Source organism: Variovorax sp. P4_D9, assembly GCF_056401695.1.
Genome location: NZ_JBFUIU010000235.1, coordinates 1 through 11,908 on the forward strand (window position 1 = coordinate 1; position 11,908 = coordinate 11,908).

An 11,908-nucleotide genomic window follows, 5' to 3' on the forward strand; every position below is an offset into this window, starting at 1 on the left:
CCGGGCCACGGAAGCCCAGACGGCTGGAGTTGTAGCCCGAGGTGCTCTGGGCCCATTGGCTCTGCGTGACGGCTCCACCGAACGCGTTTTCCGACTTCGATTCGTAGTAGCTGACGCCAGCGTCAAGCACACCGAACAGCGTGACGGACGATTGAGCCGAGGCGACGCCGGCAACAGCCAGAGCAGCCAAGGCAACTAGAGATTTTTTCATTGCAAGTTTCTCCAAGGTTAAACATAGGGCTCCGGTGCGAAGGGCTCACTGTGACTGGCACTTAGTGCTCCCACCGGACCCCGGGCCAACCTCCTTTTGGGAAGTTGTCGCTATTGCACCAGAGCCGCTCCGGGAGGGCAAAGCAAATCGCCCGAAAACGCGGCTGGGCGAGGCGTTTCGTTGCAGCGGTGCAACAAAGCTTTAGGTCCTTCGTTGCATCGCAATGTGAAGCGAGATTCGCGCTTGTATGTGACATTTTGTACATCGGTTCCAATCGCTTCATGAACCGATCGCTTGACTCCGTCCTGGCGGTGGCAGACGCGGCGCTGCGCACGCTGTTCGCCAAACCGCATTCGACCCGGCCGGCCCCACCGCCCGACGCGCCCCCGGGTATGCTGAGCGAGGCCGAGCGGCGCGMGGCCGGCGCCCTGATGCGGGTCAATCATGTGGGGGAAGTCTGTGCGCAGGCCTTGTATACGGCCCAGGCCGCGGTCACCCGGGATCCGGCGCTCCGGCGGCATTTCGACGAAGCGGCCCGTGAAGAAACAGACCACCTGGCCTGGACCCAGCAGCGGCTCGACGACCTGGGCAGCCATGCATCCATGCTGAATCCGCTCTGGTATCTGGGCGCCTTCGGGCTCGGGCTGGTCGCGGGCCGGCTCGGCGACGCCACCAGCCTCGGTTTCGTCGCCGAGACCGAGCGCCAGGTCGAGGCCCACCTGGATGGTCACCTCGATCGGCTCCCGGCGGGCGACACCGCGTCCCGGGCCGTGATCCATCAGATGAAAATCGACGAAGCCCGGCACGCCGCTCAGGCCTGGAACGCCGGCGCCAAGGAACTGCCTGCGCCTGTCAAGGCATTGATGCGCATGGCGTCCCGCGTCATGACCACGGTCGCCCACCGGGTCTGAATCAGACTTCGACGAGATCGAAGCTGGTAGTGATCTCGGCCGTCTTGCCCAGCATGATCGTGGCCGAGCAATAGGTGTCGTGGCTCAGGGCGATCGCACGCTCCACCGCCGCGGCAGGAATGCCCTTGCCGGCCACGGTGAAGTGCATATGGATCTTGGTGAACACCTTCGGGTCTTTTTCGGCCCGCTCGCTGGTCAACTTGACGCTGCAGCGCTCGACCTGGTGCCGCCCGCGCTTCAGGATCAGCACGACGTCGTAGGCGGTGCAGCCGCCGGTCCCGGCCAGCACGGTCTCCATGGGCCGCGCCGCCAGGTTCTGGCCGCCGTTCTCCGGCTTGGCGGCATCGGGTGCGCCATCCATCACCAGGACATGGCCGCTGCCGGTCTCGGCGACGAAGCCCATCGCCGACCGCGTGCCGGCATTGCCGGTCCAACTCACTGTGCATTCCATCTTCGGCTCCGAAAAGTCCTCAGGTCAGGGGAGAAATGCCCCGCAGGACGTGATTTAGTGTTCAAAAAAAGCAACGGGCGTGTTGCATTGCAGCATTCAACCGATATACTTTATTTCATCGCACATCGACATATGTGCACCGGTTGTCTCCTCCACCCTCCCAATTGGTGGATTTAGCCCCGAGCCGCAAGGCCCGGGGCTTTTTTCTTGGGCGCTGGGCCAGCCGCTGGCGAGGCCTATGATCGCGGCCCTATGTCCTCCCCGACCCCTCCCCTCACCCCTGCCGACTACCTCAAGAAGATCCTGACCGCCCGCGTGTACGACGTGGCGGTCGAATCGGCCCTCGAACCCGCGCGGGCGCTGAGCGCCAGGCTGGGCAACACGGTGCTGCTCAAGCGCGAGGACCAGCAGCCGGTGTTCAGCTTCAAGCTGCGCGGGGCCTACAACAAGCTGGCGCACCTGAGCCCCGAACAGCTCGCCAGCGGCGTGATCTGCGCATCGGCGGGCAACCATGCGCAGGGCGTCGCCCTGGGCGCCCACAAGCTCGGGACGCGGGCCGTGGTGGTGATGCCCGTGACCACGCCGCAACTGAAAATCGACGCGGTGCGCGCGCTCGGCGGCGAGGTGCACCTGCACGGCGACAGCTACTCGGACGCCTACGGCTACGCGCTCGAGCAGCAGAAGCTGCACGGGCTGACCTTCGTCCACCCCTTCGACGATCCGGACGTGATCGCCGGCCAGGGCACGATCGCGATGGAGATCCTGCGCCAGCATCAGGGCCCGCTGCATGCCGTCTTCGTCGCCATCGGCGGCGGCGGCCTGATTTCCGGCGTGGCCAACTACATCAAGGCGGTCCGCCCCGAGATCCGGGTGATCGGGGTACAGATGAACGACTCGGACGCGATGATGCAGTCGGTCGCCGCGCACCAGCGCGTGACCCTGACCGACGTCGGCCTGTTTTCCGATGGCACCGCGGTCAAGCTGGTCGGCGAGGAGACCTTCCGCATCTCGAGCGAACTGGTTGACGAGTTCATCACGGTCGACACCGACGCGGTCTGTGCCGGCATCAAGGACGTCTTCATCGACACCCGCAGCATCGTCGAGCCGGCCGGGGCGCTCGCGGTGGCGGCGATCAAGCAGTACGTCGAGGCCCGCGGCACGCGCGGCGAGACCTACGCAGCGATCCTGTGCGGCGCCAACATGAACTTCGACCGGCTGCGCTTCGTGGCCGAACGGGCCGAGGTCGGCGAGGAGCGCGAGGCGCTGTTCGCCGTCACCATTCCCGAGGAGCGCGGCAGCTTCCGCCACTTCTGCGAGCTGGTCGGGCAGCTGCCGGGCAGCTCGCGCAACGTCACGGAATTCAACTACCGCATCAGCGACGCGAAGGAGGCCCACGTGTTCGTCGGCCTGACGACCACGGCGCGCGGCGAATCGACGACCATTGCAGGCACCTTCGTGGCGCACGGCTTCGGCGCCATCGACCTCACGCACGACGAGCTCGCCAAGGAGCACATCCGCCACATGGTGGGCGGCCGCAGCGCACTCGCGCACGAGGAACGACTGCTGCGCTTCGTGTTCCCCGAGCGACCCGGCGCGCTGTTGAAGTTCCTGAGCCTGCTGCGGCCGAACTGGAACATCAGCCTGTTCCACTACCGCAACCAGGGGGCAGACTACGGCCGCATCCTGGTCGGACTGCAGGTGCCGCCGGCCGACAACGAGGCCTTCGACGAGTTCCTGCGGACGCTGGGCTACCCCTTCGTCGAAGAGACCGCCAACCCCGTCTACCGGCTATTCCTGAACTGACCCGTCCCGCGCTCAGTTTTGCGGCGGCAGCGGCGCGGGCGGGGTCATGGTCGCCAGTGGCCGCGCGGGCAGTTGCAGCGCGAATGCGCTGGCCGAATCGGCGCGGGCACCGAGCGCGGCGCTACGGGGGCCGAGCGACTGCAGCACGAACCCGTCGGCGACCGTGGCGCCGACGCGGAATGGCCGCGGCGGCTTGCCGTCGACCGCGATCAGCGCCACGCCCCGCTGCTCCGCATCCGCGACCACGCCGAGCAGCACGAAGCGGCTGGCCGCCTCGGGGGTCGCGGCCACCGCGGCCTGCGCCGGTACGGCGCCCAGCACCTGGGCCACAGCGGCCGGGTCGAGCGCGGCCTGCGGCGTGCCGGCCACCGCCGGAGGTGCCGGCGCATCGGCAGGCGCTGCCAGCCGGAGGCCCCAGAACACGATGCTCGCGGCGGCCAACGCCCACACCGCCGTCGTGGCAGCGGCCGAGGGCCAGCGGGCAGGTGCGTAGGGGACGGACATGAGGCCGGATTATCATTCAGCGAACGCGGCCCACGCCGCCCTGTCACGCTTCCACACGCCGTCAATGCCCACCTTCACCCGCTCTTCCGCCCGCGCGCTGCAACGCGGCTTCACTTTGATCGAGCTCATGGTGGTGCTGGTCATCATCGGTGTGCTGGCGGCGCTGATCGTGCCGAACGTGATCGAACGGGCCGACGACGCCCGCGTCACCGCGGCCAAGACCGATGTCAACAACCTGATGCAGGCGCTCAAGCTCTACCGGCTCGACAACCAGCGCTACCCGACTGCCGAGCAGGGGCTCCAGGCCCTGGTCACGCGCCCCACCAGCGGCCCCGCGGCGCCGAACTGGAAGCCCTATGTCGAGAAGCTGCCGAACGATCCCTGGGGCCGGCCGTACCAGTACATGAACCCAGGCATCAAGGGCGAGGTCGACGTGCTTTCGCTCGGCGCCGATGGCGAGCCCGGCGGCGAAGGCAAGAATGCCGACATCGGCAGTTGGCAATAGCGCGCGCGGCCGAAGGCGCGCGGGCGCCCGCTCCGGCGCGGCCGGCTTCACGCTGCTCGAATTGCTGGTGGTGATCGCGATCATCGCGCTGGCCACTGCCGGGGTCGGGCTCTCGCTGCGGGATTCTGGCCAGGCCGCGCTCGACCGCGAAGCCGAACGGCTCGCCGCCCTGCTCGAATCGGCGCGCGCCCAGTCGCGCGCCAGCGGCGTCGCGGTGCGATGGCGCATCACGCCCGAAGGGCCCGGCGACTTCAGCTTCGACGGCCTGCCGCCGGGCGCATTGCCGACGGCCTGGCAGGCCGAGGGCATCACGGCGCAACCGATCGGCGTCGATGGCCGGGCCGCGGTCGCCCTGCAGCTGGGACCGGATCCGATCATCGCGGCGCAGCAGGTGCTGCTGAGCTCGCAAGCAGCGCCCGACCGCAGCCTGCGCATCGGCACCGACGGCCTGCGGCCCTTCACGGTCGTCGCGCCATGAGCCGCAGGGCCGCTCCCAAGGCGAATACCGAAGCGCTGCTGCGCGGAGGTTGCCTTATGAGCCGCCGGGCCGCGCGCGGCTTCACCCTGATCGAGGTGCTGGTCGCCCTCGGCATCGTCGCCATCGCGCTGATGGCCGGCACCCAGGCGACCCTGGCACTGACGCGCAACGCCCAGCGCCAGTCGGACGTGATGCTGGCCCAGATGTGCGCCGAGAACGAGTTGATCAAGGCCCGGCTGGCGCGCCAGATGCCGCCCGTCGGCGATGCCGGCACGGTCTGCGTACAGGCCAACCAGAGCTTCGGCGTGACGGTCTCGACCACGTCGACGCTGAATCCGAATTTCCGCCGCGTCGACGTCCAGGTGCGCGATGCCGACGAGGCGCCCGTACTGCGCCTCTCCACCGTCGTGGGGCGCTACTGATGAAGCGCAAGCTGCTCGGCTTCACGCTGATCGAGCTGATGGTCGCGATCGCGGCCATGGCGCTGCTGGCGCTGATGAGCTGGCGCGGCCTCGACGCGATGGGGCGCGCGCAGGCGCAGAACCGGGAACGCGGCGACGCCGTGCTGACGCTGCAGACCACGCTGGCGCAGTGGGGCGCCGATCTCGATGCGATGGTGGCGCTGTCGCAGACCTCCGCCATCGACTGGGACGGCCGCGTGCTGCGCCTCACGCGGCGCAGCACCGACAGCGCGACACCGCTGGTCTTCGTCGTCGCATGGACACTGCGCCCGGACCCGGGGGGCGGCACGCACTGGCGGCGCTGGCAGTCGCCAGGCTTCACGACCCAACCCGAGTGGCGGCAAGCCTGGGCGCAGGCCGCCGCCTGGGCGACGGGCGCCGGCAACGACACCGGCGGGGCGGACGTCGACCTGATCCCGCTCGACGGTTGGCAGCTCGCCTATTTCCGCAACAACGCCTGGACTCCGGCCGTGAGCGCCGAGGCGCTGGGCATCGCCACGCCCGTGCCCGATGGCGTGCGCCTGGTCCTCAGCCTGCCTCAGGGGCAGGCGCTGGCAGGCCTGGTCACCCGCGACTGGGTGCGGCCCACCTTGACGGTGCCGAAAACATGAGTTCGCGCTGGCGCCCGATGAAGCGTCTCCAAACCGGTGCTGCGCTGCTGACGGCCATGCTGACGGTCACGCTGGTCGCGACTTTCGCCGCGGCCGCGCTCTGGCAGCAATGGCGCTCGGCCGAGATCGAGGCGGCCGAACGGGCGCGGTCGCAGGCCGGCTGGGTGCTGATCGGCGCACTCGACTGGTCGCGGCTGATCCTGCGCGAAGACGCCCGTGCCGCCGGCAGCGGCGGCGGCGCGGACCACCTGGCCGAGCCCTGGGCGGTGCCGCTCGAGGAAGCCAAGCTGACCACCTTCCTGGCGGCCGACAAGAACATCGCCAGCGACGCGCTGGAAGGGCTGCCCGACGCCTTCCTCTCCGGTCGCATCATCGATGCGCAGTCGAAGCTCAACGCCCGGAACCTGGTTGACGGCGGCAAGCCCGTCGCGACCTCGGTGGAAACCTTCAGCAAGCTGTTCCAGTTGCTGGGACTGCCGGCCGAGGAACTTTCGCTGCTGACGGCCAACCTGCAGCGCGCCCTGCCGGCCAGCGCCAGCGCCAGCACCGGCACCGGCACCGGCACCGGCACCAGCACCAGCGCCAGCACCAGCACGCCGGCCGATGCCTCGGCAGCGACGAGCGCAGGCAGCGGCACGGCCACCCCGCAAGCCGCTGCGCAAACCACCCCGGCGACCACCACCAGCAGCGCCGGACCGCTGGTGCCGCAGCGCACGGCGCAATTGGTCTGGCTGGGCCTGTCGCCCTCGACGGTGGCGGCGCTGGAGCCCTATGTCACGGTGCTGCCGGCTTCGGGCACGCCGCTCAACATCAACACCGCGAGCGCCGAAGCGATCTTCGCGAGCACGCCCAAACTGGACCTGGCGACCGCGAAGCGACTGGTCGCGGCACGCGCCCAGGGCTATTTCAAGGATCTGGCCCAGGCCGGCGCGCTCATCCCGCAGGGCACGGCGCAACTGGTGCCGGCGCAGCACAGCGTTTCGACCAACTACTTCGAAGTCCAGGCCCGGCTGCGCATCGACCGAACCTGGGTCGAAGAACAAACCCTGCTCAACCGGAACGGCATCGATGTCCGTATCCTGTGGCGAGAACGTGGCGCCGGCGCCACGATGCCGCCCCCCAGATCCTGATGCCGCGGCCCGCCGCGCCTCGATTGGCTCAAAAATAAGCCCGGCGCCCATTGCATCTAAGTGAGATGCTATCAATTTTGTAGCATCTCTATCAGTTCTGTAGCATCTCTCTCCCCCACAATAGCGACCCTTTCGTCTTTTCATGCCCTTGCTGCTTGTAACCATTCCTCTCACGTCCGGCGCGGCCGCGGCCGAGTACGGCTGGGCGGTCTGGTCGAGTGACGGACGCAAGCTGCGTTCGCAGGGCAGCGCGGCTCCCGCCCTGTTGCCCAGCAGCGACGAACTCATCCTCGGGGTGCCGGCGGCGGCGCTCTCGTGGCACCAGGTCACCTTGCCCCAGGGCAGCATGAGCGGCAGCGCACGGCTGCGCTCGGTGCTGAGCGGCCTGCTCGAAGACCGGCTGCTCGACGATCCCGAATCGCTCCACTTCGCGCTCGAGCCCGGCGCACGCATCGCCGTGCCGGTGTGGGTGGCGGCCTGCAACCGCATCTGGCTGCGCAGTGCCGTGCAAGCGCTCGAGGCCGCAGGCCGCCGCGTCACGCGGATCGTTCCCGAGTTCGCTCCCCAGCCGGCCGGCGCGCCGCCGATGGTGTTCGCGATCGGGGAGCCGGACGCCGCGCTGTGCGTGATCTGCGGCACCGAGGGCGTCGCCACGCTGCCGCTCGATCCGTCCGGCCTCGCGCTGGTCGGTCCGCTGCCCGCCGAGACCACCGCGCTGGCCGAGCCCGCAGTCGCCGAAATGGCCGAGAGCGTGCTCGGGCGGCGGGTGCCGATCATCACGCCGGCCGCACGATGGCTGCAGGCCAGCCGTTCGACCTGGGACCTGGCGCAGTTCGATCTGGCATCGACCGGCCGCGCCCGCGCCGGCAAAAAGCTGGCGGCGGTCTCGCGCGAGTTGTGGCGCGGACCCCGATGGCGAGCCGCTCGCTGGGGCGCGCTCGCGCTGGTGCTGGCACAGCTCGTGGGCCTCAACGCCTGGGCCTGGAAGGAGCGCAGCGCGCTCGACGCCAAGCGCGGCGCGGTGCGCGAGGTGCTGACCCAGACCTTCCCCTCGGTGCAGCTGGTGGTCGACGCCCCGCTGCAGATGACGCGCGAAGTGGCGGCCCTGCAGCAGGCCACGGGCGGGGTCGCGGCCTCCGACCTCGAACCCATGCTCGTCGCCTTGGCGGCCAGCCTGCCGCCTGGCCGGATGGCCACGGCGATCGATTTCAGCGCCGGCCAGCTGCGGCTGCGCGGGCTGAGCCTGCCGGCGTCCGAGTTCTCGAACGTGAAGAGCGCGCTGTCGTCGCGCGGCTACGCTGCGCGCACCGAGGGCGACCTGCTGCTGGTGCAGGCGGAGGCCTCGCGATGAAGTGGCTCGAATCCCTCGAAGCGCGCTGGCAGGCCTGGTGGCCCGAGCTCGAGCCGCGCGAGCAGCGGATGATCCTGATCGCCGCGGCGCTGGTCGCCCTGGCGCTGGTTTGGTGGCTGGCGATGGCGCCGGCGCTGCACACGGTGGCGGCGGCACCGGCCGAGCACGCACGGCTCGACGCACAGTTGCAGCAGATGACAGCACTGCAGCGCCAGGCGAAGACCCTGCAATCGCAGCCGCGCGCCAATCGCGACGACGCGATGCGCGCCCTCGAGGCCTCGGTGCGCCAGAACCTCGGAACCAACGCGCAGCTTCAAGGCGCCGGCGCCGGCGAGAACGTCACCATCGCCTTGCGCGGCGTTCCGGCCGACGCCCTCGCCGAACTCTTCACGCAGGCGCGCAGCAATGCCCGTGCCGTGCCGCGCGAGGTGCACCTGACACGCAGTACGCAGCAGAGTGGGACCGCCGCACCGACCGCCGCTCCCACCGCCGCGGCTTCCGGACCGCCCCGCGTGCGCTGGGACGGTACGCTGGTCATGGGCCTGCCGGCCCGCTGAGCGACTCATGGCCATTTCGAACACGTCTCCCCGCTCCGCGTCCGGCTCCGGCTGGTACTGGGCCCTGCTCGGCGCGCTGATCGGCATCGCCTTCGCACTGGCAGCCTTCGCGCCGGCCCGCTGGCTCGCTGCCGGTCTCGCGCAATGGAGCAATGGCCACCTGCAATTGGTCAATGCGCGCGGCACGGTCTGGAACGGCAGCGCAGGGGTCGTGTTCGCCAGCGGCGCCGGTGGCGCCGAGTCGATCTCGCTGCCGGGCCAGCTGGGCTGGACGCTGCGGCCACGCTGGGACGGCGTCACGGCGGTACTCGACATCCCCTGCTGTGCGCCGAAGCCGCTCGAGCTCACGGGCCGCCCGCGGGCGGACGGCCTCGAGCTGGCGTGGCACGATGGCCAGTCGCGCTGGCCGGCGGCCCTGCTGGCCGGCTTCGGCGCGCCCTGGAACACGCTCAAGCTCGAGGGCATGCTCGACCTGTCGACGCAGGCCCTGGTGCTGCGCTCGAGCGGCCCCAAGCTGACGATGACCGGGCGGGCAACGCTGGATGCCACCGACATCTCGTCCAGCCTGTCGACCCTCCGGCCGATGGGCAGCTACCGCATCGCGCTCGAAGGCGGGCCGGTGCCCTCGCTGCTCCTGACCACCCGCGAAGGCGCCTTGCAACTGAGCGGCAGCGGGCGCTGGAACGGCACGGCGATGCGCTTCGACGGCGAGGCCAGCGCCGCGCCGGGACGCGAAGCGGCGCTCTCGAACTTGTTGAATATCATCGGGCGACGCGACGGTGCGCGCTCGCTCATCACACTGGGTTGACCATGAAGAAGCCAACGTCTTCCGCCGGCATGCGCTTCGGCACCATCGCGCTCGCAGCGCAGATGCTGATCGCAGCCTGCATTCCTTCCGCGTTCGCCCAGGAGGCGCTGCGCCGCGGCGAGCCGATCACGCTGAACTTCAGCAACGCCGAAATCGAATCGGTGGCGCGGACCATGGCGGTGGTGACCGGCCGCGACGTGGTGGTCGACCCGCGGGTCAAGGGCACGATCACGCTGCAGACCGACCGGGCGATCGAACCAGCCGCGGCCTTCAACCAGTTCGCCGCCGCGCTGCGCCTGCAGGGCTTCGCGATCGTCCAGTCCGAAGGCCTCTACAAGGTGGTGCCCGAAGCCGACGCCAAGCTGCAGAGCAATACCGTGACGACGTCGACGCCGACCACCTCCAGCCTCAGCGGCAACCAGATCGTCACGCAGATCTTCAGGCTCAACTACGAGTCGGCCAGCAACCTGCTGCCGGTGCTGCGGCCCTTGATCGCGCCCAACAACACGATCAACGTGAATCCCGGCAACAACTCGCTGGTGATCACCGACTACGCCGAGAACATGCGGCGGCTGGCCCGCATCATCGCCGCGCTCGACATCCCGAACGCCTCCGACATCGAGGTCATTCCGCTGCAGCATTCGGTCGCCACCGACATGGTGCCGCTGCTGACCCGGCTGATCGAAGGCGGCACCACGGCGCCCGGCGCGGCGGGGGCGCCCGGACAGGTCGATTCCTCCTTCCGCACCACGCTCTTGGCCGAGCCGCGCGGCAACGCGATCATCCTGCGCGCGGCCAATCCGGCGCGGGCCCAGCTGGTGCGCACGCTGGTTGCCAAGCTCGACCGGGCCCCGCTGGAGAGCGCCAACGGCGCGGCCGGCAACGTCTATGTGGTCTATCTCAAGAACGCCGATGCGGTGAAACTGGCGGTCACGCTGCGGGCTGCCATGTCGGCCGAAGCACGCGGCGTCAGCGGCACCGCCACCGGCACCGGCGCGACGACCCAAGGCACCCAGGCCAACCTGCAGACGGCCGCATTGCAGAGCACGCTGCAGCAGGGCAGCACGGCTGCGACCACGCCGCTCAGCAACGCCAACACGCCGTCCACGGGTGGCCAGATCCAGGCCGACCCGTCGACCAACTCGCTGATCATCACCGCGCCCGAACCGCAATACCGTCAGATGCGCGCCGTGATCGACCGGCTCGACGGCAAGCGCGCGCAGGTGATGGTCGAGAGCCTGATCGTCGAGGTCAATGCCGACAAGGCGGCCGAGTTCGGCATCCAGTGGCAGACCGGCATCGGCAACAACGGCGACCGCAACGTCGCCGTGCTGGGCACCAACTCGAACCTGGCCGGCGCCAACATCATCGACCTGGCGGTGGGCCTCGCCACCGGCAACACCGCGACCCGGCCCTCGACCGGCTTCAACTTCGGCGTCGGCCGCAACTACAACGGCCAGTACATCCTGAGCTTCCTGGCCCGCTTCCTCGAGAACAATGCCGAAGGCAACGTGCTGTCGACGCCCAACCTGCTGACGCTCGACAACGAGGAAGCCAAGATCGTGATCGGCCAGAACGTGCCCTTCCTGACCGGCCAGTTCACCAACACCGGCGCGGCCGCCGGCTCGGTCAATCCGTTCCAGACCATCGAGCGCAAGGACGTCGGCCTGACCCTGCGCGTGCGGCCGCAGATCAACGAGAGCAACAGCGTCAGGCTGCAGGTGTTCCAGGAGGTCTCGACCATCCAGGCAAGCACCGTCAACAATGTCAACGGCCCGACCACGAACAAGCGCAGCATCGAGTCGAACGTGCAGGTCGACGACGGTAGCATCATCGTGCTGGGGGGCCTGCTGCAGGACGAGTATTCCAACGCGCTCGAGAAGATCCCGCTGGCCGGCGACATCCCGATCCTCGGCAACCTGTTCAAGAGCGAGACCCGATCGCGCAAGAAGACCAACCTGATGGTGTTCCTGCGCCCGGTGGTGGTGCGCGACACCGCCACCAGCGACCAGCTGGCTTTCGACCGCTACGACGCGATCCGCGGCCTACAGCAGACCTCGCAGCCCGACAAGAACATCTTCCTGCGCGGCGTGGAAGAATCCGGCGTGCTGCCGCCGCTGCCACCGC

Annotated in this window: 14 protein-coding genes; 11 read left to right on the forward strand and 3 right to left on the reverse strand. The window is 69.2% G+C overall.

Annotation, left to right across the window (positions count from 1 at the left end; all coding sequences use genetic code 11):
- Window positions 1-211, reverse strand: a 211-nt coding sequence (locus AC1DY5_RS23835; protein ID WP_478115351.1) for a porin, incomplete at its 3' end; no start/stop codon positions are given.
- A 281-nt stretch (window positions 212-492) separates the two neighbouring features.
- Here AC1DY5_RS23835 and coq7 point away from each other — a divergent pair.
- Window positions 493-1,122, forward strand: coding sequence for a 2-polyprenyl-3-methyl-6-methoxy-1,4-benzoquinone monooxygenase (gene coq7 / locus AC1DY5_RS23840; protein WP_478115353.1), 630 nt, complete (start codon window positions 493-495; stop codon window positions 1,120-1,122).
- A gap of 1 nt (window position 1,123) precedes the next feature.
- On the opposite strand, the gene AC1DY5_RS23845 is transcribed toward coq7, so the two are convergent.
- Entirely contained in the window at window positions 1,124-1,573 is a 450-nt protein-coding gene (locus AC1DY5_RS23845) for an OsmC family protein (protein WP_478115355.1), read from the reverse strand.
- Window positions 1,574-1,825: 252 nt separating this feature from the next.
- Here AC1DY5_RS23845 and ilvA point away from each other — a divergent pair, with 252 nt between their 5' ends.
- Window positions 1,826-3,376 (forward strand): threonine ammonia-lyase, biosynthetic, encoded by a 1,551-nt coding sequence (gene ilvA, locus AC1DY5_RS23850; protein ID WP_478115357.1) that lies wholly within the window; start codon window positions 1,826-1,828, stop codon window positions 3,374-3,376.
- 12 nt (window positions 3,377-3,388) lie between these two features.
- On the opposite strand, the gene AC1DY5_RS23855 is transcribed toward ilvA, so the two are convergent.
- Complete coding sequence (locus AC1DY5_RS23855) at window positions 3,389-3,880, reverse strand: type II secretion system protein N (RefSeq protein ID WP_478115359.1); 492 nt, start codon at window positions 3,878-3,880, stop codon at window positions 3,389-3,391.
- Window positions 3,881-3,944: 64 nt separating this feature from the next.
- Here AC1DY5_RS23855 and gspG point away from each other — a divergent pair, with 64 nt between their 5' ends.
- The 9 genes from gspG to gspD form a co-directional block, all read left to right on the forward strand.
- Window positions 3,945-4,385, forward strand: coding sequence for a type II secretion system major pseudopilin GspG (gene gspG / locus AC1DY5_RS23860; protein ID WP_478115361.1), 441 nt, complete (start codon window positions 3,945-3,947; stop codon window positions 4,383-4,385).
- Entirely contained in the window at window positions 4,360-4,863 is a 504-nt protein-coding gene (locus tag AC1DY5_RS23865) for a prepilin-type N-terminal cleavage/methylation domain-containing protein (RefSeq protein ID WP_478115363.1), read from the forward strand. Before gspG ends, AC1DY5_RS23865 begins: the two co-directional genes overlap by 26 nt.
- 56 nt (window positions 4,864-4,919) lie before the next feature.
- Window positions 4,920-5,285, forward strand: a complete 366-nt coding sequence (gene gspI / locus AC1DY5_RS23870) for a type II secretion system minor pseudopilin GspI (protein WP_478115365.1) — start codon at window positions 4,920-4,922, stop codon at window positions 5,283-5,285.
- Window positions 5,285-5,935, forward strand: a complete 651-nt coding sequence (locus tag AC1DY5_RS23875; protein ID WP_478115367.1) for a PulJ/GspJ family protein — start codon at window positions 5,285-5,287, stop codon at window positions 5,933-5,935. Before gspI ends, AC1DY5_RS23875 begins: the two co-directional genes overlap by 1 nt.
- A 17-nt stretch (window positions 5,936-5,952) precedes the next feature.
- Window positions 5,953-7,065, forward strand: coding sequence for a type II secretion system minor pseudopilin GspK (gene gspK, locus AC1DY5_RS23880; RefSeq protein ID WP_478115369.1), 1,113 nt, complete (start codon window positions 5,953-5,955; stop codon window positions 7,063-7,065).
- 142 nt (window positions 7,066-7,207) lie between these two features.
- On the forward strand, window positions 7,208-8,416 hold the full coding sequence (gene gspL / locus AC1DY5_RS23885) for a type II secretion system protein GspL (RefSeq protein WP_478115371.1): 1,209 nt from the start codon (window positions 7,208-7,210) through the stop codon (window positions 8,414-8,416).
- The gene (gspM, locus tag AC1DY5_RS23890; protein ID WP_478115373.1) at window positions 8,413-8,973 is read left to right on the forward strand and encodes a type II secretion system protein GspM; all 561 of its coding nucleotides are present in this window, start codon (window positions 8,413-8,415) and stop codon (window positions 8,971-8,973) included. The genes gspL and gspM overlap by 4 nt, the downstream gene beginning before the upstream one ends.
- A 7-nt stretch (window positions 8,974-8,980) precedes the next feature.
- Entirely contained in the window at window positions 8,981-9,781 is an 801-nt protein-coding gene (gspN, locus tag AC1DY5_RS23895; RefSeq protein ID WP_478115375.1) for a type II secretion system protein N, read from the forward strand.
- A 2-nt stretch (window positions 9,782-9,783) separates the two neighbouring features.
- The coding region (gene gspD, locus AC1DY5_RS23900; protein WP_478115377.1) for a type II secretion system secretin GspD at window positions 9,784-11,908 on the forward strand (2,125 nt) is incomplete at its 3' end.